This is a genomic window from Falsibacillus pallidus, from assembly GCF_003350505.1.
Taxonomy (GTDB): Bacteria; Bacillota; Bacilli; order Bacillales; family DSM-25281; genus Falsibacillus; species Falsibacillus pallidus.
Map to the genome: position 1 here is coordinate 1 of NZ_QQAY01000003.1, position 22,928 is coordinate 22,928.

Here is a 22,928-nt window from a genome sequence, read left to right on the forward strand (position 1 = left end):
CAGACAATGCACTACCTGTCAGCTAGACACTTCCGCCACTGCGGTGTGTCAGGGACTTTCACCCATTAGTCCGATGCGCTGCCAAGCGCACAAAAGCGGAAGCAGCCACTTGGCAGCTTCCACTTTTTTCAACTTGTCTTTTGGAGTAGTTTCTTCTTGGTAGAGAGGCTTTTCAATCCTTCCGGCTGATAGCCAACGATCAATTTCTTCCCATCTGTCAGGATCGGCCTTCTTAAAAGCTTGGGGTCATTTGTAAGCAACTGCAGAATTTCTGAGAGGTGTAAATCATCAACATCCACATCGAGATCCTTGTAAGATTGGCTTCTCGTTGCGAGAAGCTCATCAAGCCCTTCCGTTGTCATCATGAGGAGCTGTTTCAATTCTTCCTCTGTCGGGGGCTCTCTAAAAATATGGCGCTCTGTGAATGGAATCGAATTTGCCTTCAGCCATTTTTTGGCCTTTCGGCAAGAAGTACAGCTTGGATAGGTAAAAAATACGAGTTCATCCATTATCGATTTTCTCCCTTCTGTTTAAATCCTTTAACTTAAACCTATTGTATACCATTTGTATAACTTTTGTACAGATATTTAATTTTGTATTTTTTTGTCACCACATATTTATCCTTACTTTTCCTGAAATACCAATGTATAATAAGATTAACCCTCAGATGAAACCGCTTAAATGAATGCTGAAATGAAAGAAAAATTCATTTTTCATGTTTTTTTCTCACTTAAATGTCACAAACTATTAATGATGAAATATTTACAAATTATTCATTTTTCATTTATAATATTGAATTGATGGATAGAGGGTAAAAAGGAGGGATACATAAATGGATCGCATGTACAGAGTGTTAGGTTTCTGGACTGGAATTTTCACAGTCTTCTTTTACCTTGGAGATATGGATAAAACCGCTCTTATCTTCTTAGGTCAAACAGGATTCTTTATTTTACTTGGCTATTTGAAATTATCCGAACGCATGTATATTTATATTTTTGGTGCATACTTAACTGTTTTCTTTGCGGGGTTTACATACTGGACAACCTTTATGATGACTCCAGGCGGCGGCCACTAAAAATAACGCAAAAAGCGGCTCTCCTTTCTGGAAGGCCGTTTTTATTTTGCTAAATATTACTCATTTCTGTTGTGCAAGAACATGAAACATCCGGGACATCCCGCTGCCTTCCATAAGCTGCATGATCTTTCGATTCCACTTCTTTTCAGCACTGAATGGATCCGGGCTTGTACAACTTTTCAACTCCCCATAGACCCCCTGCTCCATTAAAAATTCATCCTGTCTCTGAAATAGCAACTCCTTAGCTCCTGCATTTAACCCTATCTTCCTCAACACGTGAAATGGCACATTGTATGTAATATCCATTTCCCCCGGGTATTTATAATAGTCGTCTACCAAGTGATGTGACTTGAATCCTCTTAGACTGCCTCTTTTTCCGCAATTCCCATCTAAATCTCCATAGTCAATGGTAAGTAAAATGCCTTTTTCTAATTTCCTCATCAGATCTTTGAATTCCCTCTCCATTGCAATAGAGACTTCGATCCTTTCTCCTTGCTGCGGTTCCAAAGAGTATTCCTGTAGATATTCAGTAATGGGCTCATCCACTCGATTTATTTTGACTTCTTTTATTTCATCCCCATCAAGCCTTAGCATGATTTCCTGCATTTCTTCCCCGCAATTTTCTATTATTCGGACAGGAAAGGCATCGAGCCATTCATTTGAGAAGATGATCCCCTTAAAGGAAGGGATATCTGCAATGCTTGGATACAACTCGATTGAATGAAATTCTACCGTTTCTCGGAACAGTTTTTGGTGAAAATGGCTTTTTTCAATGCCTATATATTTTAAATTTCTGCTGATTTCCTCATCCATTTCACGAAGGAAGTATAAAAATTGACTGGCAAATGCTCCATCACCGCAAGCAATTTCCATGAATCTTAATTCTGCCTCTCCATTTTTCCAATGATCAAGGCAATACCTCGCAATCAGTTTAGCAAAAACGGGCGAAACTTTTGGGCTTGTCAAAAAGTCTCCGCTTCTCCCAATCTTTTTATGCTGATTCATATAGTAGCCATTCACTGGATGATACAAGGCGTACTCCATGAAATCAGCGACAGACAGCATTTTTTTATCTGTAAAAATTTCTTTCAATTTCTTTTTCATTCTAGACACTCCCGCCTGTTAGAATAAAAAAACTGGCGTTCAATTCATTCATGCCAAGCAGAATTTCATTGCACGCCAGTTGTAGTCATTTTATGACTTGTCCCAGAGAGATATTCTTTTTAAAAGCCATTTAAAAAAGGATTTGAATCCATCTCATCCTCAATCAATGTTTCGGGTCCATGTCCAGAAAGAACCAGGGTATTCTCCGGGAGTACCAGAAGCTTATCATGGATGGTCTTAAGCAGAATCTTCTGATCGCCACCAGGAAGGTCCGTTCTTCCAATACTTTGCTGGAAAAGCACATCTCCTGAAAAAATTATGCCGTCCTCCCTTAAATAATAGGAGACGCTTCCAGGCGAATGGCCCGGGGTTTCCAGAACTTCCAAAGAAAACTTGCCAATCGACAGCTCTCCTTCTTTTGCAATGAACTGATCAGCAGGCTTTACCCTCACAGGATCGATCAAATTAAAGAACTGTGATCCGTTCAGTGCTGGATCCATCAGCCATTTCGCTTCTTTTTCGTGGACATACACAGGTATTTTATAATGTTCCCTGATTACATCAACAGCCCCGATATGGTCAAAATGGGCATGCGTCAAAAGAATGGCTTCTGGTTCAAGCCCTCTTTTTCGAAGCCAGCTTATCAATACTTCACCTTCATCACCGGGATCAAAAATCAGGCATTTCTTATCATCATCGGCCAATATGTAGCAATTTGTCTGTATCGGGCCCAATGGTAGTCTACTCCATTTCAATATAAACACCTCCATTTTCATTTTATCAAAAAAGATTCCGTTGATAAAAACAAACTATTGATGTATCCCTTTTCATAAAGTCGAGCAAAATAATAGTGGCAGCAAGCTACGCAGTCTTTAATCTCACATCTATTTTCTAATCCGCTGCAAGAAGTGTCAATTTTAACCGGTAATATATCTCGACAAACCAGGAAAAAAAATATAAAATATGAAGTAATGCAATAATCTTACATATTTGTGCTGATACTAATTCAGAAAGGAGTTTATATAATGGGTCTTGTCATCATTTTTGCTTTGGTAGCCCTTCTTGCTATTTTCGCAAGTGTAAACGCTTTTAGAACTAAGAATATCCTTGGAATCATTTTTGGTTTAGGTGCATTGGGAGTATTCGGCTGGTTCTCTATCATGACCATCCTTAACAATGGATTCCCTGCAATGACGCATTAATCAAAAAAATCGCCCTTTTATGGGCGATTTTTTTGTTCTGAATCACATTTTGCTTTTTACGCTTTCTACTTTATCTTCCATTCTTCTCTTTTTATCCCTTCGGTCATCTATACGGATATTTGTAGCGACCCGTTTCAAGCCTTTGTTAAAGGGAGCTTCATGAATTTTTTGGATGACTTCGAAAAGGACTGGCAGCTCACCTTCTATCAATGTATTCATAGGTGTAAGCTGAAATCTGATTTTCCCTTCTTCTTCATACCGTTTTAAAATATTTTGCAGATCGGCTACATATTCGCTGATACTGGGAGTTTCCGTTCCGATTGGAATGACGGTTACGTCGGCAATAGCCATGATGATTACTTCCTTTCCGGCTCAAGGAGCTCCGTTATTTCTTTTGTTTTTACGTTGATTAATTTTTCCAATTGATAGCCGTATAAACACATCGCGCCATCTGGTGAACATTTTAAAGGTTCATTATCCAATTGGTCAAATAATACGTCAGAAGACTTTTTTTGGAGGTTATAGTCCACGAGTTTATATCCGCCCGCATACTCATCAATCGCACCGCTTTCATGAGGGACAAAGGATAGGAAATCTTCTGTCTCTTCATTAAAATCATAATATGGCACAAGCCAATCTGAATATTGAGTGATGCTGGGAACGGAAAAAGAGAACAGGACATTTCCTTCCGCATCCGTAAATTCGTATAATGCTTCATCTTTCTTTATTTCAGATATCGTCATTAATGAATGGCCTAAGACATTGAACTGAAAGACATTTTCCTTTTCCAACGTTGCCTGCGGCAGGGTTTGCAATGAATATTTAATGATAGGGGCGTCAAGTGATTGTTCATCTTTCTGCCAATCCTGTGCCAATAGTATGTCCTTGCCGAACCATTTTAATAGCGGTTGGCCTGAATCAATCGGCTGAAGTTTCTTTTGTTTCCAATCCAATATGTAGACCTGGAAATTCCACTCTTCGTCAAAAGCTGTAACAGTAAGCTTCTCACTATCCCAATTGTTCCAGTCATAGCCTAATTCAAAAGAATCAATATCGACAGAATATAGATGCTCCCCTTGTAAATCCAAAAATACCAGTTTTGCCTGATAAGTGAACGGCGCGGTGTGAACCATAATCATTTTATTATCAGGTGATGTCAGAACATCAACAATAGGCGCTGCATCAGAATATAATAAAGTACTTGTTCCTTTGAATAAATCATAAAGAAAGAGCTGGGATTGATCGCCATGCTGTGAAAGATAAAGAAGCTTGCGATTATCAAGCCATCCCACAAATCTTTGAAATTGCGCTTCATTTATTTGCAGCATTACAGGTTTCTTGTTCTTGATTTCTTGTTCAGGAGGTGAGGCATGTTGATTCGGGGTAGATGGAGAAACAGCCTTTTGGTCTGGGAGCGGCGTTTTCGGTTTTTGACTAGGCTGATCTTCACAGCCGCTGATAAGGGAAACCAAAGAAATGATCATTATCAGTGAGAGAAAAAAAGTATTCCAATATTCTTTTACAATTCGTTCAATCCCACTTTTCTTCATATCTCCGGCCCCCCTTCATTGCTTCCCCATAAATTAGTACGTTTTTTAGTGTAAAATGTTTCAATTATTTCAAATTATAGACCCTTTGTCATGTTTCCGAAATAAAAAATGCCTAAATAGGCTTAAAGCACTATCAGGCTGGTCAAAAAGATGCCGAACACATCACGATAAATTTCTTCAAACTGTGAAAGGGGCAATGGATTGATTCCCTTTCCTAATTCAATGGTAAAGCCTGGTTTGCGGAACTTCTTGATATACCAGTCTTTAAATCCAGCAAAACTATCGATGTCCTTTACGGATTGATATCCGCTTGCTTTTGCAAATGCTTCCGCAATTAACTCTGATTCTGGAGGCTCCATCCCTTCATACCCCCAATAAAATTCCTTTCCTTGTGTATGGAAGGCGAGCAGCAGATCAAATCGAGAATCTTCAGCAAGCCTGGCCATTGAAGAGGATTCTGGTTCACATAATGGTTCCCTCCCGCCGTAATCCCTTGGAGAAGGAGCTGATACCCCTTTTTGTTTCTGTTCTTTCCACTTCGCGGGAAACTGTTTATTCAGATCAACTCCTCGGATATTAGCCTTCCAACCCGTGAAGTCCCCGCTTTTGCTATTCAACTCATGGAGCAATTCAAATTGCTCGGGAGGCGGCCCGTTCAATACAAGGTCCACACCATCAGGGTTGACCATTGGGACTATGGAAAGGGTTGTGCTTTCATATATTTGCAACGGATTCACTTTATTGAGGGTTCTTCCTGTGGTCAATGCAGCTAGATATTCATTAAGGAACTTCATGATGGCACATGTAGTAATCCATTCGTTCCCATGAAATGATCCATTCCAGTGAATTTTTTTTGGTCCGTGCCCAATCCTTAACTCAATGATGGGCTTTTTCAATACTGATTTTCCAATGATCCTTTTCTCCATGAAAGGATAGGCTTTAAGAAGTATTTCAATATCTTTTTTCAGTGCTGAAAAATCATATCGGATTTTTGGATTAATTATAGGTTCTTCTATTCTGATTGGGTCAAAATTGCTTCCATCTATGGCGTCAGTGTAGCCAGGAATCCTGACGTAATCATCCTTTTTAAATATGGATGCCATTTGACCGGGGTTTGAATGCTGCAATAATATGTGAGGAAGATTGTAAAACTGGCTGTAGTACCTTAAGGACGACCCTTCTTTTGCCCTGATTTCCATACACATCCTCCTTCATAATTTCTCCTAATAACCTATGTGAGGCAATCGGGAACATGACTGGACAAAACGAAAAAAGGGAGGGTTGAATTCCCTCCTGTCTACTTTTATTAATTTGATGAATGATAAAAGCGGAGCAAGTCGCCGTATATAATTTGATCTGAATAATCCAACTGAGTCTTGGCAGATTCTTTATATGGATCACAGAGAACTGGATCCACCTGCAGCTCCGTATTTTTTTCGTAGCAATGTGAATTGGCATATATCAGCTTGTCTGTAATAAAGCTTCCATTCCTTAGAACGACGAAGTCCTCATGTTCTTTTGAAAATATATCAGTCCCGAATTCCATATCATTTTTTTCCGGAAGTCCCAGGAGATGCAGAAGAGTTGGCCTGATATCGATTTGACCGCTTACTTTGGATATGATTTTCCCCCTCCCCATATCCGTCACGCCAGGAATAATGAGGAAGAGTGGGACTCTTTGAAGTTGAATGGTCTTAAACGGCGTGATTTCCTCCCCTAAAAATTGTGCCATGGCTGCATTGTGATTTTCAGAAATTCCATAGTGATCGCCGTATAAAAGGATAATCGAATTCTCATAAAGACCTTTTTCCTTCAAATAGGCAAAGAATTGCTTCAATGCTTCGTCAGTGTAGCGCACCGTTGTAAAGTAGCGATTTACCGTTCCATCATTTGAAGTAAATTCATCGATGTACCGGTCCTCAGGATCCAGCTTGAATGGATGATGATTCGTAAGGGTGATCAATTTTGTATAAAATGGCTGGGGCATTTTCTGCATCATTTCTGTACTCTGTGCAAAAAACGGGATATCCTTCATACCCCATCCGACGGTTTCTCCGTCCCTGATTTTATAATCCACACTGGAGTAATAGCGGTTGTAGTCTAAAGACTTATACATCAGGTCCCTATTCCAGAAGCTTTTATTATTTGCATGCATTGCTGCTGTATAATAGCCGTTCTGTCCAAGCCTTTTGGCCAGTGATTCGTATTGATTTCCGGAGTGGGTAAAGAAAACCGCCCCTCTTCCTAATGGAAATAAAGAATTCTCAATTAAAAACTCCGCATCCGAAGTCTTCCCTTGTCCTGTCTGATGATAAAAATGATCAAAATAATAGCTGTCCTTAATAAGGCTGTTTAGAAACGGTGTAACTTCTTTTCCATTTATTTTTGAATGGATGACAAATCCCTGCATGGATTCCATTGAGACGATGATCAAGTTGCGTCCTTTGGCAATGCCGAATAATTCGGGATCAGGCTCTGTCTTATTGGCCATCACATAATTCTGGATATCAGCGAGTTTGCTTCCATCTGCCATTGCTCGCTGTGCAGACGACTTCGATTGGAGAAACAGGTCATAGAGGTGATAATTATACGTGCCAATATTTTTTACAAGCATTTCCCTGTCAAATGATCTTGTCAACAACTGCGGCCGCTCAATTTCAGCAAGACTTAAATTAACCAGGGCCAATATTCCCGCGAATAAATAATAGCCTTTCCGTTTTACTTTGCTGACAAAATTGAATTTGAGCCAATTTGGTTTTAAGTTGAGAATCGCACAAAGAATTACTACATCCATAAAATAGGCAATATCTGTCCAATGAAGCAGTTCACCCATACTGCTTCCTAATTCCCCGAAGTTATTCGTTTGAAATAATACAGGAAGGGTCAAAAAATCATTAAAAAACCGATAAAAGCCTATGTTGGCATATAAAATGAACGTTAAAATACCGCTCATTCCAATGATATAGATTTTCTGGTTTTTCTCTTTTTCCATAAATAACGCCAAACTGAAGATGATCAATAAAAATGAGAGGGGATTGATCAACAAAATGAATTCCTGCAAAGGATCATCTATTTTCATATTGAAACTCGTTTTATAGGCAATATAAGTTTTTATCCACATTAATACTGCACCAATGATGACAAATGGCATCGGACTATTCTTCTTATTCATCGTGACTCTCCCTTGCTAATAACTAATTTCACAGCTAGTGTGATTAGTTTTAGCAAGAATGACCATTTTTACATTATCAAAAATTGTCAAAAAGAAAAATAAAAAACCGGCGTTATGCCGGTTTTCGCAGTATAAATCATTTTAAAGTTTTGACAAGCCAAGCAGCCCCGATGACGCCCGCATCATTTCCTAAAGAAGCGATGGCCAATGATGTTGAAGCGGCAACAGTCGGGAAGGCAAATTTTTTGAAGTATCCTTTTACGTGATCCAATAGGATATCCCCTGCTTTGGATACCCCTCCACCAATGACGATATTCTCAGGATTCATCGCATTGCCCAGGTTTGCCAATGCAAGCCCAAGATAAAATCCAAGCTGATCCACTACTTTTAAAGCGAGCTCATCATTGTCTTTCGCAGCATCGAATATATCTTTTGAAGTTATATTTTCAGAAGATGAAATTTTTTCTCTGAGAACCGAAGGAAGATCGGTGGAATTCATGGCTTCTTTTGCAAGTCGGACGACACCTGTTGCAGATGCAACGGTTTCTAGACAACCGGTTTTCCCGCAATTGCACGGAGCTCCATTTTCAGGTACAACCGTAATGTGTCCGATCTCTCCGCCTGCGCCTTTCACTCCATGTACAATTTGGCCATTGGCGATGATGCCGCCGCCCACACCGGTGCCAAGAGTCACGCAGATCGTATCCTTTGATCCGTTGCCTGCCCCTTTCCACATTTCACCAAGTGCTGCACAGTTTGCATCATTATCAATGATGGCAGGAAGGTTAGTTTCGACTTCAAGCAGATCCTTTAGAGGATAGTTGCTCTCCCATCCTAAGTTAACGGCTTCATAGATGATGCCCTTTGACATATCGACAGGCCCTGGGGCACCCATTCCGACACCCGCCAATTTTTCTTTAGGCTGGTCAAGCTCTTCTAATTTCTCATCGATCGATTTGGCAATATTGATAATGATATTTTTGCCTTTATTATTCGTATCTGTCGGGATTTCCCATTTATGAAGGATCTCCCCGTATGTATTCAAGAAAGCAAACTTTGTAGTGGTTCCACCAAGGTCCACTCCTACTAGCCATTTTTCCATCATTTCACTCACCACTATTTCTGTTTTTTTAGTTGTTTTTCTTTCAAGGCTTCCTGCCTGATGACGATCAATGCATTCTGAAACTCTTTGACATCAATCAATTTCCCTTGATAAAGTTCTTTAAATTCTTCTTCCATCAGTTCCAGGTCTACGAGGCGGTCACCCATATAAATGATGATTCCGAATCTTTTTAAAAACTGCTGCAGATCATAATATGATTTCAATTTAAATGCTTTGCCTCCATATCTGTTCTATAGAAAAGTATAAATTATTTTCAGCAAAAACGAAAGCGCTGCCTTTTATAAATAGAACAAACACCGCTGTTGATTTCCTTTCCATAAGAATGAAAAACAGCTCCCCTGCTTGCGGGAGCTGCCAAATGTTAGATTATCGATCCGGATCTTTCGGATGGAGGAAGCGCGGCCTCCGATTTTTTAATGGAATAGGAGACCGAAGCAAAACATCCCTGAACGCCCTCATATTAAATGGAATGAACGGCCACATATAGGGGACGCCGAATGATTTCAGTCTCGTCAGCATAATGATCCAAAGGAATGTGGCAATGACGAACCCTTTCATGCCAAATAAAGCGGTGCATACCAGCAAATAGATCCTCACCAGGCGATTCGCAAGACTCAATTCATAACTTGGCGTTGCAAAGGTGCCGATTGCCGCTACTGCCATATAAAGAATTACATCATTGATGAAAATCCCCACTTCAACGGCCACCTGTCCGATCATCAATGCTGCCACAAGCCCCAATGCGGTACCAAGGGAAGTCGGCGTATGTATGGCCGCCATCCTAAGTATATCAATTCCTAATTCAATCAGGATAAGTTGAAGCAGCAATGGGACTGGTCCGGAGCCATCCGGGCCGATAGAGAAGAATTCAATGGGCAATAGCTCTGGCTGGATAGTGAATAAATACCATAAAGGAAGAAGGAAAATTGAGGCCCATACTGCCAGAAATCTGACTAGCCTAAGGTAGGCACCGACTAGTGGTTTATTGCGGTATTCTTCTATATGTTGAAGGTGATGCCAATAAGTCGTAGGCGTGATCAAAACACTGGGGGACCCATCCACGATGATGCACACATGTCCTTCATACAAATGGGCTGCAGCCGTATCCGGCCTTTCTGTGTATCGGACCATTGGATATGGGTTCCAATGCCTGCCGGAAACGAACTCTTCGATCGTCTTTTCTGCCATTGGCAATCCATCTGTATCAATTTTTGATAAGGAATTTTTTATTTTTTCCACAAGCTCCGGATCTGCAATATCCTCCAAATAGCAAACCACCACATCCGTTTTTGACCGTCTTCCGATCTGCAAATATTCCATCCTGAGAGTCCTGTCCCGTATCCGTCTTCTGGTCAAGGCCGTATTAAACACCAAGGTTTCAACATAGCCATCCCTTGATCCCCTTACCACCCGTTCAAGATCCGGCTCTTGCGGACCCCTGACAGGATAGGTGCGGGCATCAATCAGTATCGCTTTGTCGATGCCATCAACGAAAAGTGCAGTAGGACCTGCAAGCACCGTATCGACGACTTGATTCAAATCATCTTTTTCTTCTACTTCAACATACGGTATGTACCGCTTCAACAGCATATCCAACGGGTCATTTTCAAGCTGCCCTTCATCGAGTCCTGCGAGAAGCTTCATGAGATAGTGGAGGATATCGTCTTTCACGAAACCATCCACGAGGAACATGACCATCCTTCTCCCCGCATAGGATAGGTCGAGCTGGATGACGTCAAAGCTTTTATCTACCGCCATCGCGTTTTTCATATATTCAATGTTTTCATCGATAGATGATGAAACTAGCTTTTTTTCCATTTGATACAATATGCGCACTCCCTTACAACCATACTAGCTTCCATCATGGTCAAAGAGGCAGAAAAAAATACTAGAGAGACGTCATATACAGCATGCTTGAATCATATACTTGTCCTAATCATAGGAAAGGAGCGGCTGCAGTGAAAAATAAAAACCTCCAGATATTTATGGCATTCCTTCTATTTATTGTGATTGGCTATTCTATTTTTGCTTCAGCTAATCCTGATGCAAAGGAAAGCATCACCTATTTCCCCATCGATAAGGAAGCCATTTTCCTGAAAGCCTCTAATTCAATCACAATTAAAGAAAATGTGAATCAAGGCTCCTATTCGGCACAGTGGAAAATGGAATCAGAACTGAATCAACGTGCATATTTAAGGCAGGACATAGGTTTTCTATACAGCAACGGAATCCTGGCGGCAAAAATGAATAAATGGGGTCAGAATGTTTCTTTCCTGAAGAATGAAAGCACCTATACATCAAATGAAAGCAGCCTCCTGCAAAGTGTGGGGCTTCATTATGCGGAGATCCATGGTAAAGGAAATGGAGAAATCACAAGTGCTCAAAGGATGTCTCAGGATCAAATATATGCCATCCAATCAAAATGGAGCCGCCCTTCTTCATTTCGCGTCCCTTCGAGCAATGAAGAGAAGCAGTGGAAGAACATAATCGATCAATTGATACAGCAAAAAGTTGACTATTGGGAAGGAAAAACGTTGGAAAAACTTCCGTTGCAGAAACAAAACAATTATATTTTCTTATTGACTGAAATTCCTTCCTACAACGATAAACCACTTCCTGGCTTTACGAAAAGCCAATCGGATACTATCATCGGAAATCTATGGGAAGGACTCTATAAAAACTATTTCCTTGGAATCAAATTAAAAAACGGCACTATCGAGGATCCCCTCGGAAGCACCGTTCCTATTATATTCTTGGATAAAAACCGGCGGGAGCTTCTGGTTGCCTTCTTAACCAAGTCGGGTGAATCCATTGAATTGAAGCAAAAAATCCCAGCCTATTAATTGGATGAACCGGATAATGATTCAAGTTGATCCAATAAGGTTTTATATTTTTTATCATCTGAATACTGCAGCGCCTTTTCAACTTCTTTTTTGGCTTGATCATAGTCTCCTTCATCATAGTAAAGAAGCGCGAGATTGTAATGTGCCTCATGAAAAGATGGCTCAAGCTTCACTGCCTTCTGGAGGTGTTCTTTTGCAGAAGGATATGCTTCCTCTTTCATTTCGGCAAATGATAGGAAGAAGTAAGTAAGCGCATTTCCCTCATGGCTGCTGAGATAGTCTTCCAAGAGGTTTTGTGCATCTGAATAGTTCTTATCCTGGATATATTCCTGAGCAAGGATATTCACTGAATCAGGACCCTGGTTTGCTGCACTGTATCGATAGCCGTAAAACAGGAATCCAGCAGCAGCTGCCAAGGAGATCAGCAAGAAAAGCAGCTGCTTCCTTAGCTTTTTTTGCTTAGGGAAATGCACGGCACCCGTCGCTAAGAACCCACCAATTAATCCTCCGATATGGCCTGCATTATCAATTCCAGAAGATGTGAATCCGAATACTAGATTGATGGCGATGACAACAAGTACGTTTGTCCCCATTGTACGAAAGAACAGATTCGGATACACAGAACCAAAATAGAGAAGCGCCCCAAAACAGCCAAAAATGGCGCCGCTCGCTCCTGCGGATAAATGATCGGAAAAAACGAAGCTTGCCACTGACCCGGAAAAACCCGCAAATAAGTAAATCCAAAGGAAACGAAGTCTGCCATATATCTTTTCGACAGCTGGCCCCAAGAAATAAAGGGCCAGCGAGTTCATCAATAAATGAAGAAGTCCTATATGCAGGAAGATCGGTGCAAAGAATCTCCACCATTCCCCTTGAAGGATCAATGGATTGTATTTGGCCCCAAACTTAATAAGCGTCTCTGAGTTCGTACTGCCTCCACTGATTTCCAACAGCAGGAACATGATGACTTGGATCCCTAAAAAGATATAGGTGAAAAAAGGCTTCCCGAATTCAAAAAGACCACGTTCTGTTTCTTCCCTTTTTGCAGAAGTCTGGATGACGGATTGCTGAAGCCCTTCAACGGTCGCTTCATCCTCTGAACTCTCATTGATAGAAATAGGTGAAGGCGGCTGCAATAATGAGTTCAATTGGTGAACTCCATTTTGCCAATCATTCATTAGAATCATAATAGAAGTTACTTCGACCTTTTGATCTAAAGAAGTAAAAGGTTTTTCCAGCCTGAATTGATACTCATCAACAGGAGGGAAATCTGAAATATAGACATTCTGAACTTTAACATTTCTCTTATGAAAGGCCGTCCTGATGTTCTCGCCATTCCTTGCCGTCCACTCAATTTCCTGCTGGAGCCTGTTGCTCCAATCTACATCGTGATTTGTCAGCCTGATGACGGGTGCATGTTTTTGAGAGACATTCTCCATCCAAATTTCATTCTGATTGCTTGATATCTTCAATAATCGGTAATTATTTTTTTCAACCAATTCATTAGCGATTTTCCAAAAAAGCCACTCTCTCTTAACGTCCAACCCATTCACTACTTTCCACCCATTTTCATACAGCCTGGGCGTTTTTTCTTTTACTATACAAAACAGGACAAAGAGGTGTAAAGCGATAGGGTGATAGAAAAGCGGAGCCGGCTGTTCAGAGGCGCAGAGGTTGGACTGAAGCACCACGAGATAAAGGAAACACGTTGAGCGACAGCGAACCGATGTTGACTTATCGTAAGTGTGCTGAAGGAAACCTCCCAGCCTCTAGCCGGCGGAGCTGGACAAAGAAAAGCGGATGCGCCCTGATCAGCCCCGACCAGCATAAGACGGAACTCGAAGGAAATCCTGATTTCCGTAGAGGTGCGGCTTATGACTCGAGGGGCTGGGCGCTGAAGCTGGACAAAGAAAAGCGGAAGCGCCCTGGTCAGCCCCTGGAGCTACAGAACATCACTCTGAATTTGTTATACTTCTTAGCCATAAAAAAAAGACCTGTATCTTCTACAGGTCTACAGGAAAGTGCTTTGAATCATCTTTGAACGGAATCCCGGGATATTCATAGCAAATTTCACAATCATTTTGCGCAGAATAAAATTTCCCAGCATTACGTTCATTACACGATACCTGTATCGATAAGCTACCACAAACAACAAAATCGGAATCGTCCATTTCCAAAGTCCATTAGACATTTTCATCCCTCCTGACGTTATTTTGCAGCAATATGGGAGAAATATCCGATAGACTTCAATTTTTATCAAAAATAAATGAACAAAATCAGCAGGCCCGCCAGAAGTGGGGAGATAAAATTCACCGTTTCATTAGTCACAAACTTCCACCCTTTTACTTTTTGGGTAGTTCTGCTGCAATGAATGGTTTTTTCAGTTTTCAATTTACATTTCCTACATTGATATTCCACTTGCAGGAATGCTCCGAAAACAGTATCAGCCACGCTTCCCAAAAATCCCGATAATGTAATCCAAATCAAAGCATAAGCCCCTATCCCCCAAAACAAGACAAGGCTGATCACCGCAATGAATGCTGCTCCAGCCAGAGCTGCTAGGGTTCCAAGCATTGACACTGCACCAGATGTCCCCTTTTGGACAAAACGGAATGAGCGGATGGAGTATGGCTTGCCTCTGCTTAAAACCCCGAGTTCGGATGCCCACGTATCTGCATTGGCTGCAGCAAGGCAGGCGCAGAAGCAAATCAGCCATACCTCTTGTGGTTCAGCGATATTGGCCATGCAAAATATCGCTGCAGGTCCTCCGTTTGCAGCCACTTGCTGCCAATCTCTCCGGGAACCTTTAGCTGCTATCTCTTCCACCTGACTTTTTTCAGAAGCCTTGAAGCGGGATAAGAGACTGGATGAAAGAAAAAAGGCTCCCAATATAAGCAAGCCTCTCAGGCCGAATGAAACAGCGATGATTTCACCGCAAATAAAAGCTGCTGCACCACCTGAATATGAAAGGCTTTTGGTTTTTATTCCAGCTGTGCAAATGATGAAGATGAAAATGGATAATAGTATTACTTCAATCACGACAATCAATGACTTCTCTTTCCACTATGATTTTTTGAACTGGTATATCAAAACTTTCGACAGGGAGTGACTCAACGATTTGTTCTTTGAATGCCAGTGAAACAGTCGATCCTTCAAAATCGGATAAATACCGGTCAAAATAGCCTCCGCCAAACCCAATGCGGAAACCATTTTTTTGGTAGGCGAGCCCGGGCACTATCATTAAGTCGATGCCCCCTTTTTGAATGGCAGTTGTACATTCTTTAGGCTCATATAGTCCAAAGAAGACACGTTCTAAATCGGTGAAAGCCGTTAAATGCTTAAAAACCATTTCCTTATTTTCCGGCAGGCATTTTGGTACTGCTGCCCTCTTTCCTTCATCCCAGGCACGTTTAATGATGCTCCATGTATCAAGTTCCGGAGAATTCGATACGGTAATCCCAATTGTGTGGGCATTTTTCCATTCTGGTGTGCTGAACAGTGTGCTTGCTGTTAAGTAGGAGTTTTGTGCATGTTCAAGAAATGTAAGTGCATCAAGCTTCTTTTTGATTTCTTTTCGCAATTCTTTCTTATCCATTTGTCTGATCCCCTTTAAACAGAAAAATATGTAATAAAAAAAGCAGTGGGAAGATCCCAGCTGCTTACTTTGTTTCGCGGTGTAATGTAACACGCTTTTCTCTTGGGCAATATTTTTTAAGCTCAAGACGATCAGGGTTGTTACGCTTGTTTTTTGTAGAAATATAGTTACGCTCGCTGCAATCAGTGCAAGCCAAAGTGATATTTACACGCATGATTTTCCCTCCAAACTCTAAATTGCATTCTTCTACTATTCGTACGACTTTTATATAATATCACTTTTTTATTTTAAATGCTAGTCCGATTTTAAGACCTTCACTGATTTTTAATAAATCATCGATTTCTTCTCCCATTAACGACCAAATTGCACCTTCAATCCTTGTAAAACCTTGGCATGAATAATCAAAACACAAAACACTCGCTGCTTCTCCTTTCACAATCGGCTGGTAGGCAGCAGGATGCGTAAATAATTCAGGCAGGCTTCTTTCTTTCATCCACGAAAAAGTACTTTGTCTCGTAAATCCATTATCCATTTTTCCATCCACCAGGTATACAAAGCCTTCAAGGAAATGGACGCTGTGGGAATGCAGCGGAGGAAGCAGCGCTACATGGTCCTTTTCGCAATCAATGGGTTCGTTTATAATAAGGAGTTTTCCTTTTTTTAGTTCCGATGTGTTGTTTTCAATCGAAATGTCAAGCATCCTTCCATCTGGGGAAAAGGATTCATTCATACATATATTCATTCCAGTGATATCGGATAGCTCAGCTTCCTCATAAATATGACCGGATTCTGCTTCCATTAAATAGACTCTCATGTTTAGCTGGTGTGAACACGCAGCTGCTCTTGCCGTCGTCATACCATGCCCCTCCTTTGCGCTTGAATTTTATTTCACTTGTACAGGATCCTGTACCCGAAGCTTCAACCATAAATCTTTATAAACATCAATCGTCTGGTTACAGATTCGATCCCAGCCAAATAGAGATTCTGCCATTTTATAGGCATTTTCTGCTAATTTCTTTGCAAAAGCAGGCGACTGAATCACTTCTGTAATGGCTGCAGCCAATTCTTTGCTGTCATCCGGTTCCACTAACTGGCCGGACACACCGTTTTGAACAATTCCCTTTAGCCCGCCGGTATTAGTCACAATCAAGGGGGATTTTGCGGCCATCGCCTCAAGCGCCACAATCCCAAACGGCTCATATAAACTCGGAAAAACCGAAACTGAAGCCATTTGAAAGAGTCGATTTTTTTCTTCTTCGGAAATGAACCCAGGAAACTGAACAAAATCCTCCAGGCCGCGGTTTGCGCCCATCTGTCTGTAATGCGCTAATAAAGGTCCCTTTCCTGCAAGGATAAAACAAATGGTAGAGCGTTCATCTGCCATTTTTTCTGCAGCTTCTATCACTGTCTGGAATCCTTTTTCTCCCACCATCCTGCCAATGGAAAAGACTAGTTTCCTTCCATTGATCCATGATTCTAAACCGCAGGTGCCTTGAGGGACAGTCTTTAAAGAAGAAATCTTGATGCCATTTGGAATCATATGCGACTCAAGAAGGTCGAATTGTTCCCTTACTTCTGCTTTCATATAGTCGCTGCAGACAATCACTTCATCAGAGAGGTGAATCAATTCTTTCTCTTTTTCATGTATAAATGACTGGATTTCATTATAGATGCCGTTATTTCTTCCATTTTCTGTGGAATGAATGGTGGTGACAAGTGGAAGGCGAAAATGTTTTTTTAAATATCCGGCTGCAGAAGAAACGAGCCAGTCATGGGCATGGATAACCTGCACGGATTCTTCTTTGATAATCTTACAAGCTGTTTGTATCATTTCAATATTCAAGCCAGCCACCCAATCTATGAATTCCGGTTCATTTTCATGGATTGGACAAACCCGGTAAATATGAAGACCATCAATATTTTCAAATTCAGGGAGGCCGCGTGATCCTGCTGTCAATATGATAACTTTTATTCCTTTATTACTCATGCCCGCTGCGAGCTCGGCAACATGCTTGGATAGGCCGCCTACAATATTCGGCGGATATTCCCAAGACAGCAGAAGAGCCGTAAAAGAGTCAGGCTGCCCGTCTACCTGTTTTGAATCATGCCATGCTGCCTCTTTCTCAGAGCGATGAATCTTCATCAAATCCAGCAATTCTTCATCTGACAGAATGGCAGTGCCGCTCTCCATGCCCAGATAAGTAAATCCAGGGACCCCTATTGGCCATTCTGTCTCTTTCAGCATCATTTCAGAAAATGGACCGGTATAATCTAGCTGAAATAGCTCTGTATGTTCATTAGATATTTTCTGATTTTCTTTAATCCCAATGATTTTCAATCCTTGAGGAGTTTGGATAATAGATGGCTGAGAATCCCTTTTCGGCTCTGCCATTTGAATCCCCATTTTTCCTGCGAAAACATATTGTATATCATTTTCTATTAATTGTTGTTCGATGCCTGGCATAAATGCACATTTCGGCAGCCAAAACCCATTCGGTTCATAATGAAAAAATTCTTTCCAAAGAGACTTTGATTGGCGAATTTGTTCTTGAATGGAGATCCTGGACTTATAATGTGTAAACGGGATTTTCTTAATAGCCGTCGGCACGCCGATTGCTTTACCGCTATCTATAAAACTCTTAATGGCTTCAACTATATTCCTCTTGTGATGAATCCACTGTGAATAAATCTCTCCCATTTCATGTTTGGAACAATGGCTTGTCTCTTTGAATGATCTCAACATCCATTCTTCCGCATTCTTTCGGAAATCTTCCTCTTCAAACAGCTGTAAGTCTTTAGGATTGATCACCAAAAATATCGATTGCATTTCACTTTTTTCAATCTCCTGCAGGGTCATTAAATAGGAAGCTGCCAATGAGCCTGCGTACTCTCTCTTATCAGAGATATTTATTGAAAGAAAATTGTCATCTGTCTGTTTAAAAAAGATGATACTCACTTCTGATTCAGCTTTCATTGCTGCCACCCCCATTTCTCCCGCTTTGATTCATTTGGCCGCTGTAATAAGAATAGGTGCTTACATTTGAACCCCATGCCGGTTCGGCTGTTAACCTGTTTCTTTCCGTACCTGCATCATTTGAAAGAACGGAGATGGATTCAGACTTGAGAAGAGGGAGGAAGCGGCTGATGCTTTCAATTAAAAGACCCAGCTCGATATAGCACGTATTTCCAGGGGTTAGCTCACTCAGAAACCAATGGTCTGCGTTTGGAGGAATCATGATTTCTTGAATGGATTCTGAGTTTACTCCATCGTAATAAACACGCATGACAAGAGCTGTTCCAACTTTTTCCCGCCCATAATAGTCAATCACTGCACCAGTTACTCTCTCATCAAAATGCCAATAGCAGAGTACCCTTGTCCCGGAAGAATAAAGGACATGCAGATAATTTCCGGGAGATGCAGGGATCCTGCTCATACTCCTCACCTTTCCGATCCTCATTTTCCTTGCCGAATCGTTCTCCTCTTTTTGAGATTCAGAAGCTTTTTGATACTTCACCCAGCTATACTGGACTTTCCCCACTGTCATATTCAATTCTTTTGCTATTTTCCGAAAGGAGAGTCCCTGTTCTCTTAATTGTTTAATCTCAGCTATCATTTCATCACCCTACTTGTCAGAACATTTTAAATTATTTTGTCTTTTAATCGTACCACCATCGTCAAAAGGCTACAATGAACGCAAATTGTCGTAAAATGTTCGATATGGATACACCGCTGAATAATAAAGAGAAAAAAATTTCTTTGTACCCTTCCCCCCCTCTAATCGACATTTCTCACTTCTTTTCCAAAGAGTTAAATCGACAAAAACATCTTCTATTCTCTTCCTGTACAGGAAATATAGAGATTTTTGCCGAGCTATGCTATAAATAAAAGAGGAAATATTTACAGAGGGGACTTCAAATGGAAAATATTTTAATAGGGCTGTTTATCATTGCAGGTCTCTTGTTTATCCTTTCTTTTTTTCAAAAGGACAAAGTGAAAATGGTAGAAAAAGAGGTAGAGGAACTTTCTTTGAACTTTTATCAGGAAACGTATCAGTTAAAGAATCGAATGAAAGTACTTGAAGAAGAGATTTTAGTAGAGGGAAACGCCATAGAGTTCAAACCTGTTAGACAGCGGCCAGGAAAAAACAGCACCAAAGTTAATGAAATCCTTAAAAATCAAGTTCTTGCCCTCCATAAACAAGGTCTGGATATAGAACAAATCTCAAAACAATCCTCACTTTCACTGGCGGAAATCAAGGAAATCATCAAATAAAAGCCAATTCATGGCCAATCGTTAGGAGTTTAATAAGGAATGGACAAGAGGACAACGCGCTCCTTTGCAGCAGGCATCATTTTTGCCATTCTTGCGATCTTTATTATAATGAAATTTTTCCCTTCTGCTATAGCGACAGAAGGAAAGATATCATTGAAAGAAAGTGATTCGTGGGTGAAAAAAGACACCTATGACACACTGCTGAAGGAGAATTCTGAATTAAAGACAGAACTTAAAGCATTAAAGAACGGCAGCAAAGAGAGTAAGAAAGACGCTGCAAAAGTCATTACGAAATATCGGCTGGTCATTCACAGCGGCATGACCACATCAGACATCAGTTCTGAAATCGAGAAGGCCGGAATCGTCAAAAATGGGGATGAATTGAATGACTACCTGATCGTCCATAAATATGGACAGATCCTGCAAATCGGGGAATACGACCTCACAAGTGACATGGATTTTGAACAGATCGCTAAGATCATTACGAAAACATAAGAAAAGAACGCCATATGAAATGGCGTTCTTTTTCTTATTGTCCAGCGTCTAGAGCTTGGGAGGTGCTTCCGCTTTTCTATTGTCCAGCTCTGCCGGCTAAAGGCTATGAGACTTCGCTCAGCACACTTACGATAAGTCATCATCGATTCGCTAAAGCTCATCGTGATTCCTTTATCTCGTGGTGCTACGCTCCAGTCTCTACGCCTTTAAGCAAGCTGGCTCCACTTTTCTTTATGCATTTAAGTCAAATCGTTTTCCAGTAACGAGGAAAATGACATTTTCAGATATATTCGTCGCATGGTCTGCTACTCGTTCAATGTAGCGGCACGTAAATGCGAGCTGAGTGATTTGATTGATGGCAGTTGGATGTTCAGGGATGTATCCCATCAATTCCTGGATGAGTTCACCATACATTGCATCAACTGCATCATCTTTTTCTGCTGTATCCCTTGCGAGGGTGACATCCTCAGAATAGAATGAAGCAAGTGAAGCAGACAGCATATCTAACGCCATTTCTGCCATTTTTGGAATGTCTACGATTTTTTTAATATGCTTTTCTGTCCCGATATGAAGAGTAGATTTGGCGATATTTACAGCCATATCCCCTATTCTCTCTACCTCGGATGAAACTTTGATAGCCACAATGATCTTTCTTAAATCCGAAGCAACAGGCGATTCTTTAGCAATAAGTGCCATTGCTTTAGCATTAACTTCATCATCCATTCGGTCGACGATATTATCCCCTGCTATAATATCTTTGGCTTTTTCAAGGTTTTGAGCCTTCAATGCTTCAATTGAGTCCCGCAAAGCCTTTTGTGAAATATCGGCCATTTCTAAAAGAAGTTCTTTTAGCTGCTTGAGGTTTTGATCGAAATTTGTCCGTACGTTCATTTTCCATCCCATCCTTTATCCGAATCTGCCAGTCACATAATCCTCTGTTCTTTTATCCTCAGGGTTAGAGAAGATTTTCTCTGTATTGTCCATTTCAACGAGTTCTCCCATAAGGAAAAATGCCGTTTTATCTGATACGCGTGACGCCTGCTGCATATTATGAGTGACCATCACAATCGTATATTTCTCTTTCAGTTCAAGTACAAGCTCCTCGATTTTCATTGTAGAAATTGGATCCAATGCTGAAGTCGGTTCATCCATTAGCAAAACTTCAGGTTTCGTTGCAAGAGCACGGGCAATGCATAGCCGCTGCTGCTGACCACCGGATAAACCGAGAGCAGGAGCATTCAGGCGGTCCTTCACTTCATCCCAAAGTGCAACATCTTTCAATGACTTTTCTACAATTTCATCCAAGACGCCTTTTTTCTTTGTTCCATGGATCTTTGGTCCATAGGTTACATTATCGTAAATCGACTGGGGAAATGGATTTCCTTTTTGGAATACCATTCCGACATTTTTCCTTAATTCTACCAGATCGACCTTATTGGATAAAATATTTTTACCATCAAATAGGATTTCACCGGACATTTTCACATTGGGAACCATTTGTATCATTAAATTTAATGTTTTAATGAAAGTCGATTTCCCACAGCCTGATGGTCCGATGATTGCCGTCACTTCGTTTTCATTGACATCAAATTGTATATTTTTCAACGCCTGGTTGTTTCCATACCATAGGTTTAAATCATTTACATTAAATACCTGTCTTTGCGAGATAGCTGAAATCATTCTTATTCCCCCTTAACCAAATCGACCGGAAATGTATTCTTCTGTTCTTTTTACCGATGGATTTGTGAATATGGTTTCTGTATCGTCATATTCAATCAGGTCTCCATTATAGAAAAATGCAGTCTTATCGGATATACGGGAAGCCTGGCCCATGTTATGCGTTACAATGACGATTGAATAATCTTTCTTCAAATCCTGGATGAGCTCCTCCACTTTTGCATTCGAAATCGGATCGAGTGCAGAAGATGGTTCATCCAAGAGCATGACGGATGGTTTCATGGCTATCGTCCTTGCAATACACAGCCTTTGCTGCTGGCCTCCTGAGAGGGATAAGGCAGACGTGTGCAACCGATCTTTGACTTCATCCCACAGAGCTGCTTTTGTCAAACTTTCCTCGACCGCATTATCAAGGAGGCTTTTCTTGCGGATTCCGTAAAATTTCAAAGCATGCGTGATATTTTCGTAAATCGACTTTGGAAACGGATTCGGCTTCTGGAATACCATCCCGATTTCTTTCCTGAGTGCAACCACATCTATTTTTTCATCTAATAAATTTACATCATCATATAAAATTTTACCTTCGCTGCGGGCAATAGGAATAAGGTCATTCATACGATTAATGCTTCGTAAAAATGTGGACTTCCCACATCCTGAAGGGCCAATCAATGCGGTCACGGCATTTTTTTGAATGTCTAATGAGATAGAATTCACAGCTCTCTTTTCACCATAAAAAATACTTAGATCCTCAACCTTCAAAATGCTTTCTTGCAGACTATTTTTTCGATTATTTACTTCGGATTTTATCTCCGTCATCAG

The 22,928-nt window shown here is 40.8% G+C and carries 26 protein-coding genes; 5 read left to right on the top strand and 21 right to left on the bottom strand.

Annotation, left to right across the window (positions count from 1 at the left end; translation table 11 throughout):
• Positions 1–128 precede the first annotated feature (128 nt).
• Complete coding sequence (locus tag DFR59_RS06550; protein ID WP_114744844.1) at positions 129–509, bottom strand: Spx/MgsR family RNA polymerase-binding regulatory protein; 381 nt, start codon at positions 507–509, stop codon at positions 129–131.
• A gap of 323 nt (positions 510–832) precedes the next feature.
• On the opposite strand from DFR59_RS06550, the gene DFR59_RS06555 reads away from it, so the two are divergent.
• A complete protein-coding gene (locus tag DFR59_RS06555) occupies positions 833–1,075 on the top strand; it encodes a DUF2626 domain-containing protein (RefSeq protein ID WP_114744845.1) in 243 nt (80 codons plus the stop codon).
• A 60-nt stretch (positions 1,076–1,135) separates the two neighbouring features.
• On the opposite strand, the gene DFR59_RS06560 is transcribed toward DFR59_RS06555, so the two are convergent.
• Both DFR59_RS06560 and DFR59_RS06565 read right to left on the bottom strand, forming a co-directional pair.
• A complete protein-coding gene (locus DFR59_RS06560) occupies positions 1,136–2,179 on the bottom strand; it encodes an SAM-dependent methyltransferase (protein ID WP_114744846.1) in 1,044 nt (347 codons plus the stop codon).
• 119 nt (positions 2,180–2,298) lie between these two features.
• Positions 2,299–2,934 (bottom strand): MBL fold metallo-hydrolase, encoded by a 636-nt coding sequence (locus DFR59_RS06565; RefSeq protein WP_114744847.1) that lies wholly within the window; start codon positions 2,932–2,934, stop codon positions 2,299–2,301.
• 270 nt (positions 2,935–3,204) lie between these two features.
• On the opposite strand from DFR59_RS06565, the gene DFR59_RS06570 reads away from it, so the two are divergent.
• On the top strand, positions 3,205–3,381 hold the full coding sequence (locus DFR59_RS06570) for a DUF2759 domain-containing protein (RefSeq protein ID WP_114744848.1): 177 nt from the start codon (positions 3,205–3,207) through the stop codon (positions 3,379–3,381).
• A 42-nt stretch (positions 3,382–3,423) separates the two neighbouring features.
• Here DFR59_RS06570 and DFR59_RS06575 read toward each other — a convergent pair whose 3' ends face one another.
• The 7 genes from DFR59_RS06575 to DFR59_RS06605 form a co-directional block, all read right to left on the bottom strand.
• Positions 3,424–3,732, bottom strand: coding sequence for an MTH1187 family thiamine-binding protein (locus DFR59_RS06575; protein WP_114744849.1), 309 nt, complete (start codon positions 3,730–3,732; stop codon positions 3,424–3,426).
• 5 nt (positions 3,733–3,737) lie between these two features.
• Positions 3,738–4,931 carry a YqgU-like beta propeller domain-containing protein gene (locus tag DFR59_RS06580; RefSeq protein ID WP_114744850.1) on the bottom strand — a complete coding sequence of 398 codons (1,194 nt, stop codon included), beginning with the start codon at positions 4,929–4,931 and terminating at the stop codon, positions 3,738–3,740.
• A 122-nt stretch (positions 4,932–5,053) separates the two neighbouring features.
• Positions 5,054–6,130 (bottom strand): M14 family metallopeptidase, encoded by a 1,077-nt coding sequence (locus DFR59_RS06585; RefSeq protein WP_114744851.1) that lies wholly within the window; start codon positions 6,128–6,130, stop codon positions 5,054–5,056.
• A 107-nt stretch (positions 6,131–6,237) separates the two neighbouring features.
• Positions 6,238–8,103 (bottom strand): LTA synthase family protein, encoded by a 1,866-nt coding sequence (locus DFR59_RS06590; RefSeq protein WP_114744852.1) that lies wholly within the window; start codon positions 8,101–8,103, stop codon positions 6,238–6,240.
• Positions 8,104–8,239: 136 nt separating this feature from the next.
• Positions 8,240–9,208, bottom strand: coding sequence for an ROK family glucokinase (locus DFR59_RS06595; RefSeq protein WP_114744853.1), 969 nt, complete (start codon positions 9,206–9,208; stop codon positions 8,240–8,242).
• An 11-nt stretch (positions 9,209–9,219) separates the two neighbouring features.
• Positions 9,220–9,429: a YqgQ family protein gene (locus DFR59_RS06600; protein WP_114744854.1), complete on the bottom strand. Its 210-nt coding sequence runs from the start codon at positions 9,427–9,429 to the stop codon at positions 9,220–9,222.
• Between the two features lie 163 nt (positions 9,430–9,592).
• Positions 9,593–11,044, bottom strand: a complete 1,452-nt coding sequence (locus tag DFR59_RS06605) for a spore germination protein (protein ID WP_245948417.1) — start codon at positions 11,042–11,044, stop codon at positions 9,593–9,595.
• Positions 11,045–11,184: 140 nt separating this feature from the next.
• Between DFR59_RS06605 and DFR59_RS06610 the strand changes: the two genes are divergently transcribed.
• A complete protein-coding gene (locus DFR59_RS06610) occupies positions 11,185–12,069 on the top strand; it encodes a hypothetical protein (RefSeq protein WP_114744856.1) in 885 nt (294 codons plus the stop codon).
• On the opposite strand, the gene DFR59_RS06615 is transcribed toward DFR59_RS06610, so the two are convergent.
• The 8 genes from DFR59_RS06615 to DFR59_RS06655 all read right to left on the bottom strand — a co-directional run bounded on the left by DFR59_RS06615 (position 12,066) and on the right by DFR59_RS06655 (position 19,278).
• Complete coding sequence (locus DFR59_RS06615; RefSeq protein WP_245948403.1) at positions 12,066–13,622, bottom strand: rhomboid family protein; 1,557 nt, start codon at positions 13,620–13,622, stop codon at positions 12,066–12,068. The two genes, DFR59_RS06610 and DFR59_RS06615, sit on opposite strands and share 4 nt — an antisense overlap.
• Positions 13,623–14,080: 458 nt before the next feature.
• Positions 14,081–14,260, bottom strand: coding sequence for a hypothetical protein (locus DFR59_RS06625; protein WP_114744858.1), 180 nt, complete (start codon positions 14,258–14,260; stop codon positions 14,081–14,083).
• A 65-nt stretch (positions 14,261–14,325) separates the two neighbouring features.
• On the bottom strand, positions 14,326–15,108 hold the full coding sequence (locus DFR59_RS06630; protein ID WP_245948418.1) for a DUF92 domain-containing protein: 783 nt from the start codon (positions 15,106–15,108) through the stop codon (positions 14,326–14,328).
• Positions 15,101–15,664 carry a 5-formyltetrahydrofolate cyclo-ligase gene (locus DFR59_RS06635; RefSeq protein WP_114744860.1) on the bottom strand — a complete coding sequence of 188 codons (564 nt, stop codon included), beginning with the start codon at positions 15,662–15,664 and terminating at the stop codon, positions 15,101–15,103. Before DFR59_RS06635 ends, DFR59_RS06630 begins: the two co-directional genes overlap by 8 nt.
• A gap of 64 nt (positions 15,665–15,728) precedes the next feature.
• Complete coding sequence (gene rpmG / locus DFR59_RS06640; protein ID WP_114744861.1) at positions 15,729–15,878, bottom strand: 50S ribosomal protein L33; 150 nt, start codon at positions 15,876–15,878, stop codon at positions 15,729–15,731.
• A gap of 60 nt (positions 15,879–15,938) precedes the next feature.
• Entirely contained in the window at positions 15,939–16,520 is a 582-nt protein-coding gene (locus DFR59_RS06645) for a hypothetical protein (protein WP_114744862.1), read from the bottom strand.
• A 27-nt stretch (positions 16,521–16,547) separates the two neighbouring features.
• The gene (locus DFR59_RS06650; protein WP_158538343.1) at positions 16,548–18,638 is read right to left on the bottom strand and encodes a glycosyltransferase family 4 protein; all 2,091 of its coding nucleotides are present in this window, start codon (positions 18,636–18,638) and stop codon (positions 16,548–16,550) included.
• A complete protein-coding gene (locus DFR59_RS06655) occupies positions 18,628–19,278 on the bottom strand; it encodes a DUF4912 domain-containing protein (protein WP_114744864.1) in 651 nt (216 codons plus the stop codon). The genes DFR59_RS06650 and DFR59_RS06655 overlap by 11 nt, the downstream gene beginning before the upstream one ends.
• Before the next feature lie 302 nt (positions 19,279–19,580).
• On the opposite strand from DFR59_RS06655, the gene DFR59_RS06660 reads away from it, so the two are divergent.
• Positions 19,581–19,937: a hypothetical protein gene (locus tag DFR59_RS06660; RefSeq protein ID WP_114744865.1), complete on the top strand. Its 357-nt coding sequence runs from the start codon at positions 19,581–19,583 to the stop codon at positions 19,935–19,937.
• A 39-nt stretch (positions 19,938–19,976) separates the two neighbouring features.
• Positions 19,977–20,432 (top strand): hypothetical protein, encoded by a 456-nt coding sequence (locus tag DFR59_RS06665; protein WP_114744866.1) that lies wholly within the window; start codon positions 19,977–19,979, stop codon positions 20,430–20,432.
• A 231-nt stretch (positions 20,433–20,663) separates the two neighbouring features.
• Here the strand turns inward: DFR59_RS06665 and phoU are convergent, their stop codons facing one another.
• From phoU to pstB (DFR59_RS06680), 3 genes are read right to left on the bottom strand one after another with little or no spacing between them, the layout of a single operon-like run.
• Entirely contained in the window at positions 20,664–21,323 is a 660-nt protein-coding gene (phoU, locus tag DFR59_RS06670) for a phosphate signaling complex protein PhoU (RefSeq protein ID WP_114744867.1), read from the bottom strand.
• 15 nt (positions 21,324–21,338) lie between these two features.
• Positions 21,339–22,112 (bottom strand): phosphate ABC transporter ATP-binding protein PstB, encoded by a 774-nt coding sequence (gene pstB / locus DFR59_RS06675; RefSeq protein WP_114744868.1) that lies wholly within the window; start codon positions 22,110–22,112, stop codon positions 21,339–21,341.
• Positions 22,113–22,124: 12 nt separating this feature from the next.
• Entirely contained in the window at positions 22,125–22,925 is an 801-nt protein-coding gene (gene pstB, locus DFR59_RS06680) for a phosphate ABC transporter ATP-binding protein PstB (RefSeq protein WP_245948419.1), read from the bottom strand.
• Positions 22,926–22,928 lie beyond the last annotated feature (3 nt).